The 26,401-nt window shown below is 68.1% G+C and carries 15 protein-coding genes and 2 pseudogenes; 8 read left to right on the forward strand and 9 right to left on the reverse strand.

Annotated elements, in window-relative coordinates; all coding sequences use genetic code 11:
- The first annotated feature begins 403 nt into the window (after window positions 1-403).
- Entirely contained in the window at window positions 404-1,486 is a 1,083-nt protein-coding gene (locus tag QSK31_RS33635; RefSeq protein ID WP_285688627.1) for a DUF8189 domain-containing protein, read from the forward strand.
- Window positions 1,487-1,764: 278 nt separating this feature from the next.
- Here QSK31_RS33635 and QSK31_RS33640 read toward each other — a convergent pair.
- Window positions 1,765-1,878, reverse strand: a pseudogene (locus QSK31_RS33640) (ATP-binding protein); the annotation flags it as partial.
- Between the two features lie 396 nt (window positions 1,879-2,274).
- Here QSK31_RS33640 and QSK31_RS33645 point away from each other — a divergent pair.
- The 4 genes from QSK31_RS33645 (at window position 2,275) to QSK31_RS33660 (ending at window position 5,442) form a co-directional block, all read left to right on the forward strand.
- Complete coding sequence (locus QSK31_RS33645; protein ID WP_285688628.1) at window positions 2,275-2,847, forward strand: hypothetical protein; 573 nt, start codon at window positions 2,275-2,277, stop codon at window positions 2,845-2,847.
- Between the two features lie 16 nt (window positions 2,848-2,863).
- Complete coding sequence (locus tag QSK31_RS33650) at window positions 2,864-3,139, forward strand: site-specific integrase (protein ID WP_285688629.1); 276 nt, start codon at window positions 2,864-2,866, stop codon at window positions 3,137-3,139.
- A 329-nt stretch (window positions 3,140-3,468) separates the two neighbouring features.
- The gene (locus QSK31_RS33655; RefSeq protein WP_285688630.1) at window positions 3,469-4,368 is read left to right on the forward strand and encodes a hypothetical protein; all 900 of its coding nucleotides are present in this window, start codon (window positions 3,469-3,471) and stop codon (window positions 4,366-4,368) included.
- 180 nt (window positions 4,369-4,548) lie between these two features.
- The gene (locus QSK31_RS33660; RefSeq protein ID WP_285688631.1) at window positions 4,549-5,442 is read left to right on the forward strand and encodes a hypothetical protein; all 894 of its coding nucleotides are present in this window, start codon (window positions 4,549-4,551) and stop codon (window positions 5,440-5,442) included.
- 439 nt (window positions 5,443-5,881) lie between these two features.
- On the opposite strand, the gene QSK31_RS33665 is transcribed toward QSK31_RS33660, so the two are convergent.
- Complete coding sequence (locus tag QSK31_RS33665; protein WP_285688632.1) at window positions 5,882-6,196, reverse strand: hypothetical protein; 315 nt, start codon at window positions 6,194-6,196, stop codon at window positions 5,882-5,884.
- Window positions 6,197-6,335: 139 nt separating this feature from the next.
- Window positions 6,336-10,421 carry a carboxypeptidase regulatory-like domain-containing protein gene (locus tag QSK31_RS33670; RefSeq protein WP_285688633.1) on the reverse strand — a complete coding sequence of 1,362 codons (4,086 nt, stop codon included), beginning with the start codon at window positions 10,419-10,421 and terminating at the stop codon, window positions 6,336-6,338.
- 589 nt (window positions 10,422-11,010) lie between these two features.
- On the opposite strand from QSK31_RS33670, the gene QSK31_RS33675 reads away from it, so the two are divergent.
- Window positions 11,011-13,947 carry a LuxR family transcriptional regulator gene (locus tag QSK31_RS33675; protein ID WP_285688634.1) on the forward strand — a complete coding sequence of 979 codons (2,937 nt, stop codon included), beginning with the start codon at window positions 11,011-11,013 and terminating at the stop codon, window positions 13,945-13,947.
- Between the two features lie 210 nt (window positions 13,948-14,157).
- On the opposite strand, the gene QSK31_RS33680 is transcribed toward QSK31_RS33675, so the two are convergent.
- Together QSK31_RS33680 and QSK31_RS33685 are read right to left on the reverse strand one after the other, a co-directional pair.
- The gene (locus QSK31_RS33680) at window positions 14,158-16,383 is read right to left on the reverse strand and encodes a glycoside hydrolase family 97 protein (RefSeq protein ID WP_285688635.1); all 2,226 of its coding nucleotides are present in this window, start codon (window positions 16,381-16,383) and stop codon (window positions 14,158-14,160) included.
- 952 nt (window positions 16,384-17,335) lie between these two features.
- Window positions 17,336-18,568: a vanadium-dependent haloperoxidase gene (locus QSK31_RS33685; RefSeq protein ID WP_285688637.1), complete on the reverse strand. Its 1,233-nt coding sequence runs from the start codon at window positions 18,566-18,568 to the stop codon at window positions 17,336-17,338.
- 398 nt (window positions 18,569-18,966) lie between these two features.
- Here QSK31_RS33685 and QSK31_RS33690 point away from each other — a divergent pair, with 398 nt between their 5' ends.
- Window positions 18,967-21,633, forward strand: coding sequence for an ATP-binding protein (locus QSK31_RS33690; RefSeq protein ID WP_285688638.1), 2,667 nt, complete (start codon window positions 18,967-18,969; stop codon window positions 21,631-21,633).
- A 152-nt stretch (window positions 21,634-21,785) separates the two neighbouring features.
- Here the strand turns inward: QSK31_RS33690 and QSK31_RS33695 are convergent.
- The 3 genes and pseudogenes from QSK31_RS33695 to QSK31_RS33705 all read right to left on the reverse strand — a co-directional run.
- Window positions 21,786-21,902: pseudogene (locus QSK31_RS33695) on the reverse strand (transposase); the annotation flags it as partial.
- Window positions 21,895-22,644, reverse strand: coding sequence for a hypothetical protein (locus tag QSK31_RS33700; RefSeq protein ID WP_285688639.1), 750 nt, complete (start codon window positions 22,642-22,644; stop codon window positions 21,895-21,897). The gene QSK31_RS33700 and the pseudogene QSK31_RS33695, both read right to left, overlap by 8 nt.
- Before the next feature lie 84 nt (window positions 22,645-22,728).
- Window positions 22,729-24,234, reverse strand: a complete 1,506-nt coding sequence (locus tag QSK31_RS33705; RefSeq protein ID WP_285688640.1) for a pentapeptide repeat-containing protein — start codon at window positions 24,232-24,234, stop codon at window positions 22,729-22,731.
- A 232-nt stretch (window positions 24,235-24,466) separates the two neighbouring features.
- Here QSK31_RS33705 and QSK31_RS33710 point away from each other — a divergent pair, with 232 nt between their 5' ends.
- Window positions 24,467-25,186 (forward strand): TetR/AcrR family transcriptional regulator, encoded by a 720-nt coding sequence (locus QSK31_RS33710; protein WP_285688641.1) that lies wholly within the window; start codon window positions 24,467-24,469, stop codon window positions 25,184-25,186.
- Window positions 25,187-25,462: 276 nt separating this feature from the next.
- Here QSK31_RS33710 and QSK31_RS33715 read toward each other — a convergent pair whose 3' ends face one another.
- Complete coding sequence (locus QSK31_RS33715; RefSeq protein WP_285688642.1) at window positions 25,463-26,167, reverse strand: alpha/beta hydrolase; 705 nt, start codon at window positions 26,165-26,167, stop codon at window positions 25,463-25,465.
- Between the last annotated feature and the right edge of the window lie 234 nt (window positions 26,168-26,401).

Consider the following 26,401-nt stretch of genomic DNA (forward strand, 5'->3'; position numbering starts at 1 on the left):
CAACCACCCAAAATCCCCCAACCCGGCTGGCTCCAAGCCCAACTCCTCGCCCTGCTCGAAGTCGACCCCACCCGACCACGCTGGCTATAACGGCAGTCCAAAAGCATGTGCGAAGTCCCGGTCTAGCAGCAGCGCGGCGAGCACCGTCTGCCGGCGCGGCTCGCCGAACCCGATGGATCCGCCGGCCGTGTGCAGACGGATCGGCCCCAAGACCCGGAAATCCACGTCGCCGCCCGTTCATGCCATGTCCGCTGAACAGTGCACTTTAGAGCCGGTATCCCGGTGGCCACAACATATCCGCAACATTTCCGACTGCCCCAGGCGGCAGGCTTCGCCTCGGAGTTTGGCGGTCGGGTACGGCCATCACCGATGGTCTCGGTTGCCATTTGACCTAGGAGGAGATTTGCGTATCAAGAGAATGATTTCTCCGGTAGTCGTGGGGTTGCTCGCCACTTTGGTGATTCCGGGCACCCCGGCCGCAGCCGCTACCATCAGCTGCTATGAGGGGCAGGGAGTCGATCAGAAGGATCCCGGGTTGGCAGCGATGCCGAACGGGTCGGTGGACGTCTATAAAACCGACTTTAACGGCGCAGTCACCCGCACCCAGATCGACCCGCGGACGTCTGCCCCGATCGGCTTCCAGAATCTGGGCGGTTTCTCACGCTCCGAACCGGTGGCGGCCTCCTTTGGGGAGGGACACTCCGCGGTCGCCGTGCGAGGTCGCGACGAGGCGCTCTACGTCATGCAATTCGAGAACGGCGTCTCCACCGGCTGGCAGAACCTCGGCGGGGTGCTGACCTATAACCCGGACCTGGTATCGATCGGGCCTGGGCACCTCATGGTCTTCTATCGGGGCACCAACAAGCAGCTGTGGTACCTGGAGTACGTGAACGGCGCCTGGGGGCCGCACACCAGCCTCGGCGGCGTGCTGACGTCCTCCCCGATCGCCGTCTCCACAAGGCCGGACCATGTCGGCGTGTTGACCCGCGGCCAGGCCAACGACCTCTACTACGTGGAGCGCACCGGGTCTACCTGGAGTAGCTGGATCGGGCTCGGCGGCCGGTACGAAGGCGATCTGGTCGCGGTGAAGCGCGGACCGGGGATCGACGTATTCGTGCGGGGATTCGACTCCAAAGTGTACGGAATTTCGTACAACGGCTCGTCGTGGGGCTCGTACTACAGCCTGGCCGCACCGCGCGGCGGTGCGATCTCCGAGCCGGGCGCAGCGGTGACCAGCTCGGGCGAACTGGTGGTATTCGTCCGCGGAAGCGAAGCACCCGCGCAGAACCGCCCCATCTATCGCAACTCCTCCTTCGACGGTGGGACGACCTGGTCGGGCTGGATTAGTGTCATTGGCGCCGCACCAACATCAGTGAACAACCCGGAAGCGACGGCCAACGCCTACGGCGGCTGGACCTTGGCCGATACGAACTTCCCGCCCGGAGCGCGGTTCGGAAATCTCCGGATCTGCTCATCCACACCCTGACGATCGGCTAGAAGTGGGAACCACAGCCGGAACCTGAAATCCGGCTGTGGTTTCCGCGCGCGTCATCCGTAGCGGCGGAGGGCGTGGTGTTGTGGTTCAGGACATAGGAAACCCGTGTCTCGGGTCATCCGCGTCACCGTGAGTGAGCGGCGTGCCCGCGGGTGCTCCAGCGCCGGCCTCGGGAGCAAAGTCGTGAACATCGAGACCCGGGCAAGATCTGTCAACGGCAACCGGATCCTGAGCAGGTGCCGGCAATTGAAAACGGACCAGCTTCCGGTTCATGACTCGTCGGTGGTGGCCGCAGGGGACGCGGCCGAGGTCTCGGTCTTTGAGGCGGTAGCTGTCGCCTTGAGGGCGACGACGTCGGCATGGTGCACGAGCCGGTCGATCATTAACGTAACCGTGCCAGCGCGCGACTCTAGCCGAGAAGAGTGAACCTAGACGCACAATCGAAAGATCACGAACAGGCGCATCACGTCACCGCCGCCGACGCAGTAGGCCCATCAGCGCTCTTTACTCAGCATCCGCGCGAGCGGATCGAAGTGCATTCCGGAAGATGTTTCCGCAGCTCAAGGACGATCTTATGGGCCGGGAGGTCGTTTTCGCGGACTCCTTTACTTGGCTGCCTTCGCCGTTGATCGAATGGGTCCTCGAGGCTCCGCTGCGTATCGCTGCAGGTCAGCGGGCCGTGTAGGCCGTTCGGGTGTTGCCCTTGTGGCCGTTGGCCCGGCGGCACCACCCTTTACTCACGAGCCGGGGCTGCCGACCGGAGTTTTTGGCTGCGGGACGTGAGCAGGCCGCTGCGCGACCCCTTGACTCGGGCGGGTGCGGTGCCGGGCAGCGACTCCTTGACCGGGGAGCTTGCATTGAAGATCGAGAATCTCCTGGCTGGTGTTCAGAGTCAGGCCTGGGCGGTGTCGCTGAGAGACCGGGACCGGTCGTTGCGCGCCGGTAATCATCCGGAGACCACCCGGTACAACCATATGCTCGCTGCTTCGCAGCCGGCCGCGTATCTGGGCGAGCGGATGCCGGAGGCAGGCGGCGCTTGCGATCCGCCATTGGTGGACAGCCGGCAGGTGACGGCGTTTCAAGCGGCGGTGATCGAGCAGCGCTCGGCGGGGACGGGGTTGAACAAGTACAAGGCGTTGCAGCAGTTCTTCCGCTGGCTTGTCATCGAGGGCGAAGTTGAGCGGTCGCCGATGCACGGCGTGCCGCATCTCCTGGTGCCTGACGTCGATCTGGATACCGACTCGGTCGTCCTGACGGGTAAGGGCGGCAAACAACGCCGCGTGCGGTTCGGGCCAAGGCTGCGGGTGCTGTGCGCCGGTATGTGCGTGCCCGCAGCCGACGCCCGGGCTTGACCGGAATCGAGCAGTTGTGGATCGCCGCGAAGAGTGCCCGGCCGTTGAAGCTGAACGGCATCAAGATTCGGCTGCGGGAGCTGGGGACAGGGCTGGGGTTGAGCATGTCCATGCGCAGCGGTGGCGGCACAGCTTCGCCCATGAATGGAAGCTGGCCGGCGGCGATACCGGCGACCTGATGCTGCTGATGGGGTGGTCCTCGGAGGAGATGCCGCGCCGTTATGGTGCCAGCGCGGCCGCGGAACGAGCCCAGCAAGTCCACGTGCGACTCGGCATCGGCGAACGCGTCTAACAGGTCCGGGGCCGCCGGCTGCGTCTACGCGGCCAGCGCTGAACGTTTGGTACTGCCTCTCGACGCTGGGCGGCCTGGCGGGTCTCCATGCCCATCCGCGCCAGCAGCGCGTCCAGGAAGCCCCGGGACGGGCACACGTTCACGCTCGACCTCGAACCGAGTGACAAGCTCACCGATCTGTCCGTACGGGCGGCCGGCAAGCGCGCCCCTCTCCTCTCAGAGTTGTTCCGCCAAACCGGCGCTGGGCGCACACGGCCGATGAGCCTGGCCAGGATGGGCTGGCTCCGGCCGGCGCCCCGGCCGCGACGATAACCATTACAGTCGCATTCGTGAGCGCAGATCAGGGTCTTGTCCGGGTGTCCGATTCGTTCGGCGTACGCCGTACCCGAGCCGGATCGATCCTCGCGGATGACGGGACAAACTACCAGGTCAAGTGGGATGACACCGATGAGGAAGAGCTTGTCCCACGGGGCGCCGGCGTTCACGTCGCGACGAGAGGTTCGCTGCGTTTCCTGGCTCTGTCCGACTCCCGGCTGTTCCACGCCGTCTTCGCGCAAGAGCCCCTCGCGGTGGTTCTCCACCTGTTGGCCGAGTCGTCGGTCCCGCTGAAGGTGCGAGAGATCCGGGAGCGTCTGGCCGAGCTCGGTCTCCGGAACGAGACCTGGGCCCGGCACGGGCCCCGCGCGCTGGCGGTTCTGCCCAAGTGGCCAAATGTAGTCCGACGGCAGAAGGGCGACACTCTGGCCTACGCCTGGGTGGGGGACGACCTTCCCGAACTCCCGTCAGAGGCCGAGCCTGACCCGGAGCCGGCACCTACGCCCGCGCCTGTGTCGAAGCCCGCTCCTTCTCCCGCCAAGCCGATCGCGGCTGCGACACCGGCCGAACCGGCGGTGCCGTCCGCCGAGCGCCTTCGGCGCCAGATGAGCGCCGCGCGGAGCCTCGGCGAGGTCGCTCGCCTGCTCACGCTCCCGAGAGAGTTCGTGGCTGAGTTGTCACCGGAAGTGGTCGCCTCCGCGCTCCGCCGGGTCGCCGCTGAGGATCGGCTGGTCGCGGGCTGGCTCGACGCCCTGACCGCCTCCGGGCCGATCGGTGCGCTGACCAAGGAACTGGCGACGGCCCGGGCGGCGAAAGCCGCACTCCAGAGCCGGGTCGATGAGCTGGAGGAGTGGTGGACGGCCCTTGAGCAGAGCACCGATCCGGGCGCCGCAATCCGTCAGCCGGGTAGCTGAGGAGCTTCTGGTGCGCCGGCTCGGAAGTGCGCAGGTAGGGCGATCCGCGCCTGGGCCTGCACGCCCCGGGAGTCTCGTTAAAGAAACTTTAAGGAACGCTTGCTCAGCGTCATGAACTGCTGCCACATCATTGCTCGTATATCTCGGTACAAGCAGTACCGAGACGAAGAGGAGCCGTGCATGTATCGACGCGGAGTCAGCAGCCGGACGCGCAAGCTGTTGATTGGAGGTGCCGCCGCAGCGCTGCTCGGCTCGGCGCTCGCGGTCGGCACGGGGATGAGCCAGGCCGCCGAACAGGGTAGCTCCGGTGACATCAGCGCTTCGGTGCCGGCGCTGGGTTTCAGCCCGGGCGATCCGAACGCGACGGCTGACCGCGTGGGCCCTACCGGGGTGAAAGTTCCCGGTCGTTGCCCACCCACTCAAGCCCAGGTGAACGCGCAGGTAGCGCTCAAGAATGCGAACCTTCCGAGTGGAACGGACCTCGAAAGCCGCATCCAACGTTTTGAAAAGACCTTGTCGGCGATTCAAGACTTGAAATGCCCCGCATCTTCCACGACTTTGCTGGGCCGCTTGAATTCCTTGACCGCGCTGCGCGGAAACGCGGATCGCGATAACGTCCTGCGTGGTTTGGGTTTAAATGAAACGCCAGCGGATAGAGCCGCCGCCACTGGATCCGGTGACGCGGCCGCGGGTGGAGCGACGGGGAACGCCGGAGCCGGCTCCGGTGACATCAGCGCTTTGGTGCCGGCGCTGGGTTTCAGCCCGGGCGATCCGAACGCGACGGCTGACCGCGTGGGCCCTACCGGGGTGAAAGTTCCCGGTCGTTGCCCACCCACTCAAGCCCAGGTGAACGCGCAGGTAGCGCTCAAGAATGCGAACCTTCCGAGTGGAACGGACCTCGAAAGCCGCATCCAACGTTTTGAAAAGACCTTGTCGGCGATTCAAGACTTGAAATGCCCCGCATCTTCCACGACTTTGCTGGGCCGCTTGAATTCCTTGACCGCGCTGCGCGGAAACGCGGATCGCGATAACGTCCTGCGTGGTTTGGGTTTGAATGAAACGCCAGCCGGATAAAGCCGCGCGGGGAACGCGGGCCGCAAACGCGCCAGCGAAATGAGCGGCTCGCAGAGCGGCGCCGCGTACAACGGCAACCTGATCTTTCGCGGATCCTGATCCACCGCACGGAACCGCCTCGCCGGAGGCCCTCGCACCACGGGGGGTCTCCGCGCGTCCGTGTGTGGGTCATGCGCGCGGTGATCTTCGGCTACTTCGGCGCGCTGACCGACCCCGGCGATGAGGAGCATCGCGAGCCCCTCGCGCACCGCACCGGCGAGCTGCTCGGCGTCTGCTGGCCACGGTTCTCGGGCGTCGGCGGCGTCCAGGGCCGCGCAGGTGGCACTCACTCCGTCGTCGGCGGCGTCCCGGGTGCGGTGGCCGTACAGATCCACCGTGGCAGCCACGTTCTTGTGCCGCAGTGTCTGGGACACCACCGCCGGCGGCACGCCTTGGTTGATCATGATGGTGGCCGCGATGCGCCGCAGGTCGTGCACCCGATGGCCGGCAGCCCGGCGTCGGCGGTGAGCCGGCGTCGGTGGTCGAGCACGTACTGCGGCAGCAGGGATTGCTCGTCGGGCCGGGCGAACACCGGGCCCAGGTCGTCGTAGTCGCGGGCAGCGAGCCGCTGGCGGCGCTGGCGGCGGCGTTGCCGCTGCAATGCCGCGATAGCCCGGTCGGACAACGCGACCCAGGCCCGGCAGCCCTTGGTCTTGGGCGCGTTGAACATGCTGCGGCTGTTGTCGACGCCATCGAAGGCGTAAATGGAAACCAACCTTCGAACACCCGCCGCGCAAACCCCCAGCCCAGACGATCGTGCAGAACCCCACCTGCCAGACCCCACTTCCCGCAAACGACGAAGGGCCCGACCTCTCCGTGGAGGCCGAGCCCTTCACCTAGGGCTGTCGATCAGGTCATGGCAGTCGTGTCAGGTTGAAGTCATACACCGTCGTCTGACCGTTTACGATCTGCGCCTTTCTGGTTTGGGGCACGTAGCCGTTGGCGGCCACTGTCAGTTGGACCGGAGCGTTCGAAGCCGGCATCCAGTACTCGTAGGTGCCGTCGGCGCCCGTGATCAGCGTGGCGTCGTAGGCGAGCCCATCGAGGTGGACGACGGCTCCCGCGAGCGGTGTTCCCGCGCCCGTGACCGTACCCGTGACCTTGCCCCACCCGGCGGGACGTTTGACGTTCAGCGTGGCCGAGACCGACGGCTCGCTGTACGGCGTGTCGGCGCGGAGGCCGATCGAGGCCCCGTAGGTGCCGGGCTGGTCGACGTTCGCCGTGATGATCGACGTCACCTGGACGCGGGCGCCCGGCTTGAGGGTCACCGTTCCCGGCTGCACGTCGAGCCACCCGACACCGCCGCTGCCGCCCGTCGCACCGGCGACGTTCATCACCAGGTGCATTCCGGGGAAGTCGATGTCGGTCGTGTCGGTCGGCTCGGGGAGGCTGCACGCGTCCGACGAGATGTAGCTGGGCGCCGTCTGGCCCTGATCGTTGGAACCGATGAAGAACCAGCCGCCGGCCGGCACGTCGACCTCGACCACGAGCGTGCCGCCCGCCGGAACAGATCCCTCGACCGGGACCGTGACGATCGTGCCGTCCGCGTCCGCGGCGACCGTGACGTCCTTGCTGCCGAGCGGCGTCATGTTCGCGTAGCGGAGGTCACCCACGAGCGAGTACAGGTTGACCGAAAGCGGCTGGGCCGAGTTCGTCAGCTCGACACCGAACTGCACCTGGGAAACGTCGAACGACCCGTTGATGCCGAAGTCGCTCAGCTTGAACGTCCGCAGGTACTTGTTGTCCCGCGCCTCGGAACCGTTGTTGCACGAGGCCGAGTTCCCGGTCGTGATCGCCTGCGACGCCGAGTGGGTAATGGTCTGCTCCGCGAGCGGGACAGCTGCCGCCCGTGGAGTGATCGACGCACCCAGCTTGGCGCCCGACTTCGACAGCCGCGCCTTGGACGTGCTGAGCGCCTTGTCCGAAGGCTTCGTCGACTTGGCGACGGTCGCCGGTCCCTCGACGCCCTTGATCACCGCGGTACCGGCCGTCGTCGAGCCGAGCGGTACGAACGATCCGCCGCCGGCACCGAGGTCGACCCGGACCGGGGCCGAGCCCGTGTTCGACACCTGGAACGTTCGGGTGACCGACTCACCCATTCCGAGCGTCGCCGAGATCGACTCTTTGTTGACCGCGATGCGGCCGGCCTTGAGCTCAGCGCTGAGCGTCGACACCTGACCCTCCCTCGTCAGGTTCGCCACCCCCGTCGCGCTCTCGTAGTTGTCGGCCTCGATCAGGAGGTCGTAGCTACCGAGAAGCAGGCTCAGTGCGTACCCGCCGTCGGCGCCCGTGGTCGCGACGCGCTTGGCCCCGTCCGCCCTGTTGGTGGCGGTGACCGTGGCGCCCTGGATCGGCGCCTTGGTGTTGAAGTCGCGGATCACTCCGCTGACGGTTGCCAGGGACGGAGCGTCGTAGGTGATCGTCAGACCCTCGTGGGTCGCGATGGCGTTGGACGAGTACTGAAGTGCGTCGGAGCCGGCCTCGTTCTCGATGCCGATCGTGGCCGAGTTGCCCTGGGTGCGCCCGTCCGCGGTGCCTGGACCGTAGCCCATGACGATCGTGCCGTCGGACACGAGTGTCGTCGAGAACGAGAAGCGGGTGTTGCTCGACTCGAACGGGAATACGTCACGCCATTCGAGCGTGAACGCATCTTTGCCGCCCACCGTGGTCGTACCGGTGTAAAGGCCCGACTGCGCATCGATGATCAGGTCGTCCCAGAAGGGATAGACAGCCGCGTTGGGCGCGGGCGCGTTGGGGATGGCGACGTTGGCGAGGGCAGAGTTCGCAGCAAGGAAGTTCAGGTACCCGTTGGTCGACACGAACGCCTTGTCGTACGTTCCGTAGTAGAACGGGAAGTTGAACGGCAGGGCCACCGTCCCGCTGACGTCGTCGCCGTTGAGTGGTGTCCGGGTGGTTCCCCGCAGGTACCCGCCTTCGGAGACCGCGCACGTGTAGCCGAACGCGTCCTTCTTGGGGGCGAGTGTGACGGGTACCGTCTCGTCACCGTCGACCACGATCTCGCGAGAGAACGGAGCGTTGCACCCTCCCGCCGTCACCACCAGCTCGTACGTGCCTTCCGGGACCGACGGGAACGTGAAGGTTCCGTCGGCACCCGTCGTGACGGGCTCGATCTGCGACGCGATCGTGACTCTCGCACCCCCGACGGGCGCGCCTGCGGCCGTGACGGTCCCCGACACCTTGTGCGACGGCGCCGCCTCGAGCGTCAGGTTGACCGTGGTGGTCACGTCCTCGGTGATGGTCGCGGTCGCCGACTTGGTCAGGTAGCCGAACGCGCTGGCCGAGACGGCGTAGTCGTCCACGGGCAGCTTGGCGGAGTAGGTGCCGTCCGCGCCCGTGAGGACAGTGCGGTCCGCATCGCCGTCGGCCACGACACGGGCACCCGCGATCGGGGCGCCCGCGGCGTCTGTCACTTTGCCCGTCAGCGTGCCGACGCCAGTGGTGGGCGCGGCTTCGACCAGCGCTGCGGCGTCGAGCTTGCCCTCGCCCCACACGTTGTTGTCTCCCGCGGTTCCACCGCAACTCGTATCAGCGGTGTCCACCGCGGTCTGATCGAGCAGCGCCGCGGTGCCGGCGATGTCGCGGTACATCGCTGGTGAGGCACTCCACAGCAGCGCGACGGCGCCCGCCAGGTGCGGCGTGGCCATCGAGGTGCCCGAGAAGTCGGCGTAGCCGCCGGGAACCGACGATCGCACGTCCACGCCGGGACCCGCGATATTCGGCTTGAGCTCGTTGTCCCGCCCCGGACCGCGAGACGAGAAGCTCGCGATGTTGCCGTTGACGTCGTATGCGCCGGCGGCGTACGTGTGAGTGAACTCCCCCGGGAAGCGAGCGGTCGAGCAGCCCGGGCCCTCGTTGCCGGCCGCCCATGCGCCGAAGATGCCCGCGGCATTCCATGCCTGGGTCTCGGCGCTCATCCAGTCCTCGGGGAGGTCGACACCCGGCGGGATGCCCCAGGAGTTGTTGATGATGTCGGGGCGCATCGCCGGGTCCGCGTCGCTACCGTCCATGCGGGTCGGAGCGAGGAACCACTGTGCGTCGGCCAGGTAGTCGTCGAAGGCGCACCCCTCCGTGTCGATGCAGTTCGCGGCGATCCACTTCGCGCCGGGCGCGACGCCGATCTGGTTGGCCCCGTCCTCGCCCACCATTGTCCCCGTGGTGTGCGTGCCGTGCGGACCGGCGCTCGGGCACGGGTTTCCGCCGCAGGCGTCGGGGATGTCGATCCAGTTGTAGTCGTTGCTGAGCGAGCCGTCCGGGTTCGTGCCTCGGTACTTCGACCGCAGCGCCGGGTGTGTCACGTCGACGCCGGTGTCGAAGCTCGCGACGGTGATCCCCTGGCCGGTGACCCCGTTACCCCAGACCTCCGGTGCGTTGATCTCCCCGATTCCCCACTCCACGCCGGCCGACGTCTTGGGACCGGCCGCCTTGGACTTCACCGGCTTGGTTTCCGCCATCTTGAACTGCTGATGGACGCCGGCGACCGAGCTGGACGCCGCAACGCCCTGCGCCACAGCGAGGGTGCCGTCCTCGACGTAGATCGAGTTGTTGATCCAGTAGCTCTTGTAGTTGGCGCCCGCGGCCTTGAGCCGGGCGATCACATCGGACTGCGACTGCTTCGCGGTGGCGCGCAGCGTGTCGTACACGAATTGCCCGCGCTTGTTGCTGTCAGCGATCTTGTAGGCTGGCGCGAGGTCCGCCTTCGTGGCGAACTTGATCCAGAAGTCCGCGCTCTTGTTCGCCTTGAGCTGCTTCGTCGCTTCGGCGGTGATCTTCGCCGACGCCTGCGCCCCCGTCGCGACTCCGCTCGGATCCACCGCCGCGCCGTGCCTCGCCTGTGCGGTGGCCGGTCCCGCTCCGGCGACCACCGTGGCGAGTGCGGTCGCCGCGATGGCAAGCGCCGACCACGGTCTCCCTCGATTCACTCTGGATGGTCTCAAGTGTTCTAACATGCTGGTCCTTCCTCGAAAATCGGCGACCCAGGGCAGCACGGTGGTGCCCCCTGAGCCGTGTGATGCGGACTATGCGTCCAGCTCACAGTCGCTGGTCGTCGTTGATGGACGGTTGGTCGCTACTGCCTGTCCGGCGCTCCGCATCCGGGACCGTACCGACGGGAGAAGCCCCGACCTCATGCGGTGTTGGCGGCTTCGCTGCGGGGTCGTGGATGGACGCCCGCTCTGGTGCTGACGGTCGGTCATCCGTGACGCCCCCCTTGCGACACATGCAGCGACCGAAAGTATCCAGGCCTGTGGATGCGGCTGCATATCCGAGGAAATACCTAGAGGTTTCGTCGATGACTTACTTGGACGGGCATCGATCCACCACGAAAACCTGTCGCGAGGTTTGCCCGATTAAGGACTATGTTGGTACGTCGTGCGCGGGCTGGTCGGACGGTGAGCTTTCGGGCACAGGTGATTCCAGAGCCTTGACCTGGACACAATCCGTATTCAGATTGATCATGTGGATACAAGATCCAATAGCGGTCCCGGCGGCGGGCGACCGGCGGGTGCGCCGATGGTTCGTGCGCCGATGGTTCGTGCGCCGCGTTTCACGGGCCGGGATCGCGAGGTTCTCGCCATCACACAGGCGCTCGCCGAGGCGCCGGCGGCAGTACTGGTCGAGGGCGAAGCGGGGATGGGCAAGAGCCGGCTGGTGCGGGAATTGCTCGCCGCCACATCGCCTCCTGAGTCGGACCGGATTCTCGTAGGGACGTGCCCTCCATTCCGGCAGCCGTTCACCCTCGGGCCAGTGGTGGAGGCGCTGACCAGCACGGTCGACAGGGTCGACGAGTTGGGGCTGAGCCCATTGGGCGGTGCGTTGCGGCCGTTGTTCCCGGAGTGGACGGCCGGCTTGCCGCCGGCTCTGGAACCGTTGACGGAACCGGCGGCGGCGCGACACCGGCTGTTCCGGGCGGTGGCCGAGGTGCTGGAACGGCTGGACCTGCAGGTTCTGGTGCTGGAGGATGTGCACTGGGCGGATGAGGCGACCCTGGAGTTCCTCTTGTTCCTGACGGCGCGCCGCGCACCGAAGCCGAGTCTGGTGCTGACCTACCGGCCGGAGGATGCGCCGGCCGACTCGTCACTGCGGTGGTTGGCCAGCCGGTTGCCCGAGGGAATGGCCCGGCTGCGGGTGCAGTTGGCCCCGTTGGATGTGCTGGAAACCGGACGGCTGGCATCGTCCATGTTGTACGACGAACCGGTTTCCCCCGCCTTCGCCGCGTTCTTGCGGAAGCATACCGACGGGTTGCCGCTCGCGATCGAGGAGTCGGTACGGCTGCTGTGTGACCAGGCGGACCTGGTGACTCAGGACGGCGAGTGGCTGCGGCGGGCGCCGGAGGACATCGCGGTGCCGCCAAGCGTGCGGGATGCGGTGCTGGAACGCGTGGACCGGTTGAGCGCACCGGCGCAGGAAGTGTTGCGAGCAGCCGCTGTGCTGGGCGATCCGGTCGAGGAGGCAGTCGTGCTGACGGTGTGTGACCTGCCGGAGAGCCAGTACCCGCAAGCAGTTGTCGAGGCGCTGGGCAGCCGGCTCCTGCAAGAGGACGCGCTTGGACGACTGTCCTTCCGGCACTCACTGGCTTGCCGGGCGGTGTACGAGTCGATCCCGATCTCCCAACGGCGCGGCCAGCACCTGCGCGCCGGCCGGGCGCTGGAGGGTCTGTTGCGGCCGCCGTTCGTCCAACTGCAGCGGCATTTCCGAGAGGCCGGTGCCGTCGGCGAGTGGAGCCGCTACGCCGAGCAGGCCGCCGATCTGGCCATGTCCTCCGGCGACCTGCGGACAGTTGCGGGCCTGCTCCATGAGGTGATCACCTGCGTCGACCTGCCCGGCGCCGCAGTGGTTCGGCTGATGGGCAAGATGCCTCTCCTGATGGTATGGGTCGACCAAGGGCTCCTGCACGACCTGGTCGAGGTGCTGCGTCGGGTGCGCGACGATCCCACCCTCGCCCCCACCGAGCGCGGCCTGGCCGGCTGGCAATTGGGACGGATGCTGCTGCACACCGGCGAGTTCGCCGCGGCTTGTCTGGCGCTGGAGCGAGCCATCCCGGACCTCGCCGAGCGGCCGCTGGACGATCTGCACGCGACGATCACGCTCAGCTGGCTGAGCACCACCCACGGTTCGGCCGGCGACTACCGGCGCTGGCTGGACCGGGCGGCCACGATCGCGGCCGACCCCTCGACGCCAACGCCCAACCGCCTGGCGGTGCACGCCGACCGGGCAACCATCCTGCTGGTACTGGGCGACGACGCAGGCTGGGCCTCCGCCGCGGCGTTCCCGACCGCCGGGGGTACCCCGGACGAGGTATCCCAGATCGTCCGCGGCAATGCCAACTTGGGCGAGGCGGCGATGCAGTGGGGCCGCTACGACGAGGCCCGCCATCGCGTCACGCTGGCCGCCCGGTTGGCACGTACGCACGGATACCAGCGGCTGCAGGACCAATGCCGGTCGATCAACCTACGGCTGGACTGGTTCACCGGCGCCTGGGACGGCTTGGCCGACCGTGCCACCGCACTGGCCGGACTCGACGACGAACCGACGGTTCAGGTGAACGCACTGCTGATCACCAGTCTGCTGCAAACCGCTGCCGGCGACTGGACAGACGCGGAGCGCACGTTCCGATCAGCGATCGAGCTGGGCCGTGGCGGTGGCGTCCTCATCGACCCGTCACTGACGCCGGCCGCCGGGTTGGCCCGCCTGCACCTGTTGGCCGGCCGGATCGAGGACGCGCTCGCCTGGACCGAACAACCCCTGCGGCTGGTGACCGAGAAGAACATCTGGCTTTACGCGACGGACCTCGCGCCGGTTCGCGTACAGGCGCTCTTGTCGGCAGGCCGGATGAACGAGGCGAACGCGCTGGTGACCGCCTATGCCCAGAACCTCGGCGACCGGCAGGCACCCGCCGGGCAGGCCGCCCTCCTGCTGTGCCGGGCCATCCTCGCCGAAGGCCGCGGCGACACGACACGGGCAGCCGAGCTTTACGGTCAGGCCGCAGACACCTGGCAGACGCTGCCCAGGCCGTACGACGCGCTGCTGGCCCGCAATCGCCAGGCCGCCTGTCTGCTCGTCACGGCGGACCCAGACGGCGGTGCGCATCTGATGGCCCAGGTCAGACAGGAGCTGGCCGCCCTGGGCGCGCATGGCGACGCCGAGCGGATACAACATGTGCTGTCGGAGCACGGCCGCCAGCGGCGGAGGCCACGACGGGGTCCGCAGGGCTACGGCGACGACCTCTCGCCACGAGAGTTGGAGGTGGTCCGCCTGCTCGCCACCGGCCGGACCAACCGAGAGATCGCCAACGCGCTGGGACTCTCCATCAGAACGGTGGACGCACACGTCAACTCGGCCATGCGCAAGCGAAAGGTCAAGTCCAGGACCGCGCTGGCGGTTGCTTTTACGCAAGTCAGAAGCCACTTGTCATTCGGTGTGTTCGACGCGAGGTCGGGGCCCCTTTAATACTTATTTCCGGGTTTGAGTCCCTGGGCCGCCGAGGCGGGGTTACTCGCCCGGCCGCGGGGCGACGCGGTCGTTCAAATCCTGTCAGCCCGACAAAAAGTAGCCGGTGACCTGCGGAAACGCAGGTCACCGTTTCCGTTGGCCGACAGCCGCCCCTCGAAAACAGAGCGCGGACTCTGGCGACCCGGTTCGCCTGATCCTGTCGAAGCTTCAGGATCGTGACCAGCGCTGGTTGCCGCCGTTGTTGCAGGGCCAGATCTGCAGCGGAGTTCCGTTGGCGGTGCCAGCACCGGTCGCGTCCAGGCACTTGCCTGACGCCACCCCGACGACGGCGCCGTCGGAGGTGAGGGTCCACTGCTGGTGGGTGCCGCCGTTGCAGTCGAAGATGGTCACGGCCGCCCCGTCGGCGGTGCTCGCGCTGTCCACCTCCAGGCATTTGCTGCCGTAGACCCGCAGTTCCTTCGCGGCCGTCGTCGCCCAGATCTGGTTGCCGGCGCCATGGCAGTCGAAGAGTTCGACGCGCGTCCGGTTGTCCTGGCCGGCGAACGGCACGTCGGCACACCGCCCAGACGCCTGCCCGCGCAGCACACTGCCCACGTCGGGGCCGCAGGTGGTCAGGCCGCTCGTGTACGGGCACAGCACGGAGGCGAACCCGCCACGGTCGGGCATCGCCACGGACAGCGTCGAGGCATTGGTGACCGTCGCGGTCTCGCGTACCAAAGTGGCATTTGACCCGTCCTTGATCGTCTCCAGCAGCCACTGCCCGCCGTCGAGGAAGCTCAGCGGCGCCGAGAAGGTGCGGGCGGACTGGGCGGAGAGCCCGCCGACGAACCATTTCCGGCCGTCGCGGCGTGCGAAGTAGGCGTCCTGCCCGGGCCGGCCGCCGAGCAGGCGGGTCTCGTCCCAGGTGGTGGGCAGCTGGTTGAGGATCCTCAGCGCCTCGGGCCGCGACTGGTAGCTCTCCGGGTTGTCGCCGAGATGCTGCCAGCCCGACTCGAAGACGATCGACGTGGCGAGTTCGTGCGCCGGGGTGGTGTCCCGGTTGTACGGGCTGAAGATGACCGGTGTGTAGTCCATGCTGGCGATGACGTTCCGTGTGAACGGCACCATCGTGTTCTTCGCCGCCCGCAGATATTGCTCCGCACCGTGCACGGCCTCGGCCGTCATCACGTGCGGCCACGTCCGTTGCATGCCGCGCGGCGTGGCCGAGCCATGGAAGTTGATCATCAGTTGCAACTCGGCCGTCCGGGCCAGGATGGCGTCGTACCACTGCAACGTGGGCTGGGTGAACTCGTAGCTGAAGTCCACCTTGACGCCGGCCACGCCCCACCCTTTGATCCGGGGCAGCCAGGTTTCGCGCTGAGCCGCCGTCCAGAGGTTCGACGAGTTGAACCACAGGATCACCTGTACGCCCTTGGAGCGCGCATAGCTCACCACGCCGGGCGCCCAGCTATCCTGCCAGCCTTCGTCGATGAGCACGTAACTCCAGCCGTTGCGCGCGGCGAAGTCGATGTACTGCCGCTGTCGGCTCTCGCTCGACGGGCTGGCGTGCTCGGTCAGCCACGACCAGGCCACCGTGCCCGGTCGCACCCAGGCCGGGGTGGCGATCCGCGACGGTGCGGACAGGTCGTCGACCAGGGTCGACCGGGTGACCGAGGCCAAGCTGCCGACGGCCGCGGTGCGCCACGGCGTCGACAGCGGCAGGCTCGTGGTCACGGTCGTGCTGTCCAGCTGGGTGCCGTACGTCCCGGATCCGGACGCGTGGGTCAGGCTGGCGCCGGCGTACCGGCCGTCCAGATTGCTCTCGGCGACCAGCGCGAAGGTGTCGCCGACCTCGAACAGCGCGGGCACCCGGAAGGTGCCGCTCGCCGCCGACCCTGCGGTGGTCTGGACCGGGTAGCCCTGGTCCTCGCGGTCGGCGGGCAGCAGCCAGGCGTTCGACGACGTCGGCACCGACCAGGACGAGGCTTCGCGGCGTACGGTGACCGAGCCGCTGCCCGGCAGCACATAGCGATAGGCGGCACCGGCGTCCGAGGCGCGCACCACGACGTCCAGGCGGGCCCCGCCGGAACCGGTGAACGACAGCGTGGCCTCGTTGAACGCGGTGGACCGGCTGCGCTGCTTGCCGGTGGGCATCGGGTAGGTCTCGGTGACCGTGCGGCCGGAACGCCCCGTGAAACTGAGGTTGCGGGTCAGGTCGGCGGCCGTCGTCTCGATCCCGATGGCGGTGGGGGAGAGCACCGTGCGGCCGGCGTAGGTGACCGCGAACGCCAGCGTGCCGTTGTCGTTGAGGGTGACCTGGCCGGACGCCGCCGATCCGCCGGCCGGCCCGGTGACCGTCCAGGTCGTGGCCGCGCGGGCGGGCGTGGCGTTCAGAATCGCCGCGGGCAGCGTCAGCGCTAGGACACAGCGCAGCGCCATGGATCCGTTCAGCATGGGGGAGGCCTTTCGACGACGATCGGCATTCCATCGAACACCGTCTATTTATACATGACACCTCGCCCTCAGCCTGAGTCGTGGCCCGGCTACGTCGAGCGGCTCGCCGCGGGCCGCCATCTGGCAACGGCTGGCAACGGCTGGACTCCGCGCCGCACGATGCCGGTCTGGCCGGAGCACCATGGGGTTCCCGCGTGGATCGCCTCCCTGAAACGGGGTGGCATCCTGACTCGCGCTGGTTCCGTTGCCGCCAGGCAAAGCACTGGACAACGCCGTCGCCGGGCTTGCCCTTCTGCTCGAACCGGCAGGTGGCCGTAGGGCGACGGCTGGACCGGGGCACACCTGGGAGCTCGCCGCCGAAACTCGGTTCTGTCCCCTCTTTCGTGATTGTCGTTTGCCGTCGAGGCTTGTCCCTCGTGCCGTCGAGCTCTGTCCCCGTTGCGGTCTCTGCCACTCAAGTTTTGTCGGCGTGGGAAGCAGGTGGATCCAATGGTGACAGTCGGCGCGTCGATGGCAGCAGAATTGTGAGCGGCCAACAGTCCTGTCGGTGGTGGACCACCCGCACTGGGGCCTAAACAGGTTGCTGGGCACTGCGGATGGCAGCACCGCACCACCTCGGAATGGGCCGGCTGATGCCTGCTGCCGCTGCATGGAGCCAGCGATCAGGCCGGCTCACGAACCACCGCGACTCCGCGTGGATCGGCGGGTGTGACCGGTGCGAGGCGGAACTGCGCGCCGCGTGCCAACGTGAGGGCTTCACCCCGCGCATGCGACGACATCGTCGTCGTGCAGTCCCTCGTCGCCGCCGGCATCGGTGTGGCCACCCAGCCCGGCCTCGCGCTCCGGGCCCACCACCGGCCGGACGTGCGTGCGGCGGAGATCCCCGGCTGGCGCCGCCGGATCCACGCCGCGACGTATGGCGACCCACCCGACCCGCCGGCTCGCCGGGCGGTCAGTCGCGGCGGCCGAACTCGTTGGCGAGGACCTCGCGGGTGACCGTGCTGCCGAGCCGGTCGCCGTACAGGGTTGCTCCGCGGTAATGCACCCCGCCCCAGATCCGCGCCTCGATCAGTTCCGCCCGGGCCGAGGAGAGGCTGTCGTAGTGCCGGGTGGTGCCGGAATCGGCGCTGTAAGCGCTGAACGACAGGTTGTCACGGCCGAAGAACTCCCGCAGTGCGGTCATGACCGAGGAGGTGTAGCAGGCGTGCCCGGAGGGCCACTCCGGCGAGGGGGCGGTAACGCGCAGCGGCGTCCAGGCCGGGTCGGCGACCGTGGCCGGGTTGCCGTCGGTGTCGGCCAGGGGGATCGCCGTCACCGGCCGCCAGAAACTCCAGTGCCGTTTCTGCTGATAGCAGGAGATCATCGCGTCGGCGGTGGATACGTCGACCATCGCCAGCATCCGTGCCGTCTCCAGCGGGCTCAGCGCGTGGTCGGCGGCCAGTCCGCGCTTGATATACCACTCCACCTGGCGGTAGTCGTCCCACCAGATCGCCGCTTCGGTCTGGTCGTTCGTGCGGGTGGTGCTCGTGGCCGAGCCGAGTGACTTGACCTCGTTCAGCTGGCGTGCGTAGGCGGCGCTGTCCAGGGCCGGCGGTCCGGGCACGCGGTAGGCGGCGGGGTTGTCGACCACGAACGGCTTCAGGAAGGCGTACCAGGCGCCGGCCTGGACGAATCCTGGCGGCGTGAGGCGGTACATGCCCGGGGCGGTGCCGACCGGCCAGGTCGCGTCGGAGAAGGCGCCGTCGTCACGCCGGTCCGCGACCATGGCGGCGGCCGTGGCCTCGCCGACCTTGATCCCGCGGCGCTTGGCGAGCCCGTCCGGGATCACGTCGAGAGCCTCGTCGTACTGCGCGCGCAGCGGGTCCGCCTGGGCGGGGAAGAGCGAGAGGAGTACGCGGTAGGCCGCGGCGGACACGGCCGCGGGCATCGAGTCGCCCCGGTGGACGCGGGGCGCGACCAGATAGGGCTCGTACGGGGTGCCGGCGATCGCGTTGACCGCGTCGTACACGGCGCCCTGCACCATGGCGAAGCTGCGGGTGCCCGCGGTGGGGGACTGCCGGGCAACTTCGTAGATGGCGGTCTGCGCGTGAACGTTCCAGGCGAGGACGACCTGGGGTGAGGCCGGCAGCTGTGCCGACGCTGCGGTGGGTGACAGTGCGGTCAGGCCGAGCGCAACTACAACCATCGCAACGAGCAGCCTGCCGGCGTGCGGACGATGTGCCATGGGATCCCCCGTCGGCTGAATCGGGTGCCGGTTCATGACGGGGTCAGCATCGAACCTCGCCGATGTCAAAGGCAACCTTGTGACGGATGTCAGACCACCGTCCGGCGACTGCGGGATGTTGTGGTTGACCCGGAAGAGCTGGGCCGGGTCGTACCGCGCTTGAGTGTGGTCAGCCGCCGGAAGGCATCTGATTCCGGTCATGTCGGCCGGGCCGACGGCGTACCGTCAAGGAAATTACGCGTCGGCGCATCCATGGCGTTGCGTGATGCGTGATCGGCCCGCGAACTGGCTTCTACCGTGCATTCGTCTTCGGCCCGGTCGGCGGCGGTCTGGCACAGATGTCGGGAAGTAGGCGCCGCATGAGCACACGGGACCCCGGCACGGTGGCGGCCTCGCTGCGACCCGTGCGCCGGCGATGGCCGTTGCGGTCGTATCTGGCGGGGCTGCTGGTGCTGTTCGTCATCACCGCGGGGGCGGGCATCTACGCGGGCTGGGCGCAGGCCCGGCACGACGCCGTGTCCGCCGCCCGGGCGGACGCGCACGTGGCCGCCGTCCTGGCGGCGCGGCAGATCGACGAAACCCTGACCACCGTGCGCGGCACCGTCGAGTCGGTCGCGTCCAGCCCGGGCATGGCGCAGGCGTTCAGCGACCCGGACGCCTGCCGGTTGGCGTTCTCCCTGGGCGGCGCCGAGGACGGGCACCTGGACCTGCTGCGCCGCGACGGGACCATCGCGTGCTCGTCCCAGCCGGCACCCGGCGGCCCGGCGGCGAACGCGTACGGCGGGGCAACCTGGTTGCCCGGCGCGTTGCGCGCACCGCAGTCCGTGGCGCCGGTCCGCGACGACCGCACCGGACGACCCGCGTTTCTGATCACCGCCGTGATCCCCGGACTCGGACTGGTCGCGGCGTTCGTCGACCTGACCGCCCTCGGCGCGGCAGCGGGCAGACTGTTCGGCGGAGCCCGCCGCCTCGAGTTCCTGATCATCACGGAGGACCACACGACCGTGCTGACGCGATGGCCCGACGGGCTCCGGTGGGCCGGCACCCCGGTGCGCGACACCCCGCTCACGATGACCGGCACCGGCCGCGACGTGACCGGGCTGCCCCGGCTGTACGGGCGGGCCGCCGTCGAGGGCACCGGCTGGCGGGTCCTCGCCGGCGCGGACCGGTCGGCTACGGCGGCGACCGCCGACCGGCTCGCGCGGCGCCAGGCCCTGATCGTGGCGCTCGGCCTGATCGCCGGGCTGCTGGCCGCGGTGGTGGTGCAGCGTCGCATCACCACCCCGATCGGCAGTCTGCGTGCCACGGTGCGCACCGCCACCGCCTCCGGGAACCTGGACGCGACCGTCGCGGTCTCCGGCCCACGGGAAGTCGCCGAGCTCGGTGAGGAGTTCACCGCGCTGCTGGCCACCGTCAACCGAGAACTGCAGGAACGCCGCCGCGCCGAGGACGCCGCCCGGGAACACGAACGCAACTACCGGCAGATGTTCGAGGCCAGCCCGAACCCGGTCGTGCTGTTCGACGCCGACACCCTCGACATCGTCGCCGCCAACGCCGCCGCCGAGGCGTACTACGGCCGGCCCGGCGACACCCTGCGCACCATGACCTACACCGGCCTGCTCGCGCCGCGCGAAGCCGGCGAGCCGGACCCCGCCGGCGCGGCCCCGGAACCGGTCGAACGCGACCGGCCGCAACGCCACCTCAAGCACGACGGCACGATCACCGAGGTCACCGTCACCACGTACCTGACATCGTTCGCCGGCCGGAAGGTCCGCTGCGCCGTCGTCACCGACGTCACCGACCGCGAACACCTGCAACGACGGCTGCGCCAGTCCGACCGCCTGGAGAGCCTCGGCCAGCTCGCCGCCGGCGTCGCGCACGACTTCAACAACCTCCTCGGCATCATCAACGGTTACGCCGGCATGGCCGCCGCCGACCTCGAGCCGGTCGCCGCCGTGGACCCGGCCTGGCGGGCCCTGCACGCCGACCTCACCGAGATCATCGCCGCCGGCGACCGTGCGACCGCCCTCACCCGGCAGTTGCTGTCCTTCGCCTGCGCGGACCCCGCACCCGAGACCCGTGTCCTGGACCTCAACACCGTCGTCACGGACATCGACACCCTCTTGCGGCGTGCCCTCGGCGAGGACATCACGCTCGTCACCGACCTCACCGCGCAGCCGTGGCGGATCAAAGCCGACCCCGGACGCCTCGAACAGGTGCTGGTCAACCTCGCGGTCAACGCCCGCGACGCCATGCCCGGCGGCGGCACCCTCACCATCGACACCGCACCGGTCACCGTCGACGAGCACTACGCCGCCCAGCACCCGAGCGCACGAATCGGCCGCTACATGCAGCTGAGGGTCAGCGACACCGGTACCGGCATGAGCAAAGCCACCCTGGAACGGGCCTTCGAACCCTTCTTCACCACGAAACCCAAGGGCCACGGCACGGGACTCGGCCTGGCCACCATCTACGGCATCATCACCCAGGCCGGCGGCCACGCCCAGATCTACTCCGAGCCCGGCCACGGCACCACCATCACCGCCCTGCTCCCGGCCACCGACGACTTCACAGAACCGGACACCACGCCCGCGGAACGGCACCGCCCGGGCGCCGGCGAAACGATCCTGCTCGTCGAGGACGACGACGGCCTCCGCGCGGTCACCGAACGCATCCTGCATCACGCCGGCTACACCGTCCTGTCCGCCGCCGCCGTCGCCGAGGCACGGCAACTCGCCGCGACCCACCCCGGTGTCGCCCTCCTGCTCACCGACGTGATCCTGCCCGACATGCACGGACCCGCCCTCGCCGCGATCCTGCACAGCTCCCACCCCGGCCTGCCCGTCATCTACCTGTCCGGATACACCGAAACAATCCTCGCCACCCGCAGCACCATCCCCACCGGCGCGACACTGCTCACCAAACCGGTGAGTGCCCACCAACTCCTGCACACCATCGCCCGCGTCCTCGACCACGCAACTACGCCACCGCGCGGCGTTTCGGTGATCGACGAGATCATCGACTGAACATGCGCCGAATCTGCACTCGGTACTGCTGGCGGCGAAGATGGCCGGTGAGCCTTTCCCCCGCGCGTGGAGCCGAGCCGAAAGCGGCCGGCCTCTCCGCCGAGCACTACGAGCACTACGAGCACTACGAGCAGATCGTCGAGACCCGCCACTCCCGACCCGGTGGGGTCGAGACTCATGATGGCCAGGTAGACGCATTTGAGCGCGGCTTGCTCGTTAGGGAAGTGCCCACGTGCCCGGACCGCTCGGCGGATCCGAGCGTCAGCCGAAGACCGGCGCCCGGCCGGCGTCGATCTGCTGACGCCAGGCGGAGAGGCTGAGCGCCCGGTCCGGGCCGAGGCCGCGGATCTGCAGCGGCGTGCCGTCGCGCCGGATGACGTAGGCGGTGCGGCGGAGGGAGAGATAGTTGACCTGGGCGCCGACAAAATCCGCGGCGGTACGGATCCCGTTCTGCTCCAGGTCGCTCATCGACACCGGCACGACCCAGTACGGCTTGCTGATCGCGATCACCGCGCGCGACAGGCGCCCGTCACGATCGTAGGTGAGCAGGCGTTCCTGATCGATCCGCCCAGGCGTCGTGAACACCCGCCGGTCCGCTCCGAAGAAGGCGAGCAGCGCGGCCCGGGCCTGGACCACCTCCCGGCCTTCGTGCCAGGCGAGGCCGGCCTGGGTCAAGTCGATGTCGGTGCCCAGCACGGCCGCGGCCACGGCGGCCTCACCGAGCCACGCGTCGGCATCGCGCGGCGAGACCTTCACCCAGTCACCGAGCCCGTACAACGAGAACCCCAGCGCGACGCAGACGTCCACGTCCGGTGCACCGACCACGACGACCTCGTCGCACACACCCCGGCGGGCCTGGACCAGCACCACACTGCGCGCGCCCGGGCTGGACAACGCGATCATCGTGCCGCCACGGTTACGCCGACCGGAGACGATCTCGATGACCGCCCGCTCAGCGTCGCCCTTACTCGCCGCGAAGCCGGACCGCACCGCCACCAGATCCGCACCCATACCGCCGACAATCGGCCGGATCGCGCCCGGCTTGAGGAATCAGCGCAAATACACCTTCTGACCTCGCGATCGTTATTCGGACGCTCAGGTGGTCTTGATCACTGCCAGATGCTCAGACGTCGGCCACCGGGCTCCCGGTTCTGATCCGCTCACCCCCTGTGGGGGGATCTTCCAGCTCGCCGGACGGGACAAGTCCACCGCGCCGCCGGAGAACCTCGCATACCAGAAGTCAACCGCGCCGCCCGTGAACCTCGCGGACCAGAAGTCGACCGTTCCGCCGGAGAACCTCGAGTCCCCGAAGTTGACCGTTCCGCCGGAGAACCTCGAGCTCCAGAAGTTGACCGTGCTGCCGGAGAACGTCGCGGACCCGAAGTTGACCGTGCCGCCGGAGAACCTTGAGTCCCCGAAGTTGACCGTGCTGCCGGAGAACGTCGAGTCCCGGAAGTTGACCGTGCTGCCGGAGAAGTTCGAGTTCCGGAAGTTGACCGTGCCGCCGGAGAACGTCGCGGACCCGAAGTTGACCGTGCCGCCGGAGAACCTCGAGTTCCCGAAGTTGACCGTGCCGCCGGAGAACGTCGCGGACCCGAAGTTGACCGTGCCACCGGAGAAGCTCGAGTTCCCGAAGTTGACCGCGCCGCCGGAGAACATCGCGCCCTCGAAGTCGATCAAGGTGTCATCGGCAACGTCGATTCCCGTCAGGTTTCCGCCGGCGATCGTGGCACCGCGAATGTCGAAGCGGCGACCGTGCCAGCGTGACCGTTGATCAGCGTTAACCGGCAGGAGGTGTTCCCGGATCACCTCCAAGACGGTGTGGCGGACCTGCTGTTCCTGGCGAGCCTCGCCGTTGTCGGCGCTCTTCGCTGTGCTGAGCGGCAGGCCCACTGGCGCGGTAACGGCCAGGGGCGGCGGGTCCTTTTCGGGCGGTGTGTAGGGCATGCGCAGGTAGGCGCAGAGCACGCTGATGCATCTTTGCCGGCCTTCTTTCCAGTCGTCGGCGAGGCCGGCCATGGCGTACACGCCGGCGAGACGGACGGCGGCCTTGTCTGAGCCGAGCTCGTCGGCGGCCTTGCCGAACCGTTCGGTGAACAGCTTGGTGTCTTCGCGGTGCTCGGCGGCCTCGCTGTGGCCCTGCTTGCGGTAGGCGACCGTCAGGGCTACCACGCCGCCGATGCCGGCCACGACGGACAGCACGATCTTCATCGCGTTGAGGGTGTTCTGCACGCTCCACGCCGCAGCAGCTCCAGGCGCTCGTCCGGTGCCGGCGGCCACCAGGGGCGGGCGTCCGAGCAGCACCCACAGACCTATCCCGACCAGCGCGGCGGCGGTCACTGCGACCAGGAGCAGACCCACGACATGCACGAACAGCGGCGCCCGCACGGTCGAGGGCCGGCGTCCGGTGGCATTTCCGGCACGCCGTCGCCGGGCCACCCCTGCCAGGCCGACCGCCATCAGGACCACTGGCAACCACCGCCAGCCGGGCGCGGTCGCCAGCCGTGCACCCTGCCGCCACCACGACCACGGCACGAGGATCGCGGCGCCGGCGACGATCGCGAGCACCGAAATCGTCAGCTGCCACCGCTGTGAACGCATCGCTTCCCGTGCCGATCGAGCGGCCCACGCTGGCACCGGGGCAGCGGCGGCAACGATCCGGCGCGTAGCAGTCATGACGCCATTGCACTCGACGTCATCAAGCCGTCACCCGATCGAGTGAGCCTGGTAGCGGATCCCTCACGTGCGCCGGCGACGGCCGCGAGGTTGAAGTCGGTGCGGCGGGCCGCGGCGTCGAGGTGGTCCATGAACCGGGCGGCCCTCGGTCTTGTCGGTGAGCCGAGCGGCGAGCTTTGCCCAGCCGCGCGAGACCGACTGCTCAACCTGGTTGCTTTCACGTTCTACCGTGCAGGGCAGCCGGACCCTGAGCAAAGTGGTGGCCGTCATGAGTTCAGAACAACTCCGCAAGGCCATCGTGCAGGCGACGGTTCCCCTGCTCGGCGAGTACGAGACCTTGACCACGGCACGGATAGCCGCAGCCGCGGGAATCAGCGAAGCCGAGCTCCTGACGGTCTTCCCCGACAAGGACGCAGTCATTCAAGCTTGGACGTCCATGTTGATGGCGCGTCTGAGCGCGGCGAGCGACCCCGCTGAGGAAATACGTAAGCTGGATGCGATCCGTATGGATCAGCCGGTGGGGCCGCGCCTTCTCGAGGTAGTTCGCATCCTCGGCGGCTACTACGATCGCATCCGCGCTGACCTCGAAGCCTTCGATCAAGCCGGCTTCGGGTACGACGGTACGGTTACTGAGACGGGCACCCCACCATTGAGCCGAAACAACTTCCGGGCCCTCGGCAGCCTGCCGGAGATCCAGCAGGCCGTCGCGAAACTGCTGAAGCCGGACGAGCAACGTCTACGCCTGTCCGCCGAAGCCCTCGCCGAAATCTTCCTCAGCATGTCGCGATTCTGCACCCGAGCCCCGAACGAAGTTCAGCCACTGCCAGCCGAACAGGTCGTCAACCTTTTCCTGCACGGCGCCCTGATCACCGATTAACGGCAACAGCGGCGATACCCGCGCCGTTACCGCGACCACAGTCCAGAAGGCGCGGTGATGGCTGGTCAAGTTGGGGCGGCCAACCGCGTTGTTGGACCTGCCGTTACAGGGTATTGAGTAGGACAATGCGGCGATGCCGGAACCTGCCGCGCCGCCACTCCCCATGCTGCCCGAGGGGTCCACCGACCAGGTTGATCGGGTCGCAGCAGGCATCGACGCCATGCTCGCTGATCCGCGGACCCCATCTGCGGTGCGGCGAGCTCGGCAACGCCCGGTTCAGCCCAGGAATTGGACGTCGGGGTGGTCAGGAGAGGCGCCGTCGAGCAGTCGTTGCGGCCGGTGCCGCAGGTGTTCATCGAAGTACGCGGTGAGGTAGGCGCGTTGGGAGGCGATGCTTCGTGAAGGGTCCACGTCGCCGATGATGGGTGCCTGCAAATCCGGTTCCAACCCGAGTTGCGCGACGATCTGAGGTAGCAACGCCTGGTGGTCGGTGTAGGTGAAGTGCTCTCCCGCGGGCATATGCAGTTGTAGCTGCCAACCGCGGTGGCTGCGCAGGAACTGTTGCCAGGAGGGGTCGGACGGCGCGCTGTGGTCTCCCGCGCTCATGAGGAGGAATGGCCGGTCCAGCCCTTCGTTGGCGACGCGGCCGAAGTCTCGAGCGGGCTGCGAGAATGCCATGCTGCCGTCCAGATCGGCGCCGGCGTCGATGCGGTGGTCGGAGACCATTGTTTCTCCGGAGGTGAAACCACCGGCCGATTGGCCGAACATGCCGACGCGTGTGAGGTCCAGCAGGCGGCCGAGTCCGACGGGGAGAGACTGCTGCTGTGCGTCCGGGTTGCCGCCGTTCGCCAAGATTTCGAGCTGGTCGAGAACGAAACTGGTGTCCTGCACACGGGTCGCAAGGACTCGCTTGGCAACGTCGATGCTCCACGGGGGCAGCACGCTTCGCTCCACCCGGCCGCCCGGGAATTCAACTGCCACGGCATACGGTGAGGCTATTCAACGCTGAGACTGGTCCACATCGGGATTTGGCACTACGAAGTTCCCTGACATTGCCCTTACGGGTTGAGGCGGGTCAATGTCGCTAGATTCGGTCGCCCTCTCATCGGCAGAATAATGCGCCGAGTCTCGCCCTTCGCGCGGATGTTCGCCTGCGCCGGCAGGACGATGCGCCCCGGTGCCTCCCGCGATCTTTGAGACGACCCTGAAGTGGGG

It is taken from the genome of Actinoplanes sp. NBRC 103695 (assembly GCF_030269485.1).
In the GTDB taxonomy this organism is placed as follows: Bacteria; Actinomycetota; Actinomycetes; order Mycobacteriales; family Micromonosporaceae; genus Actinoplanes.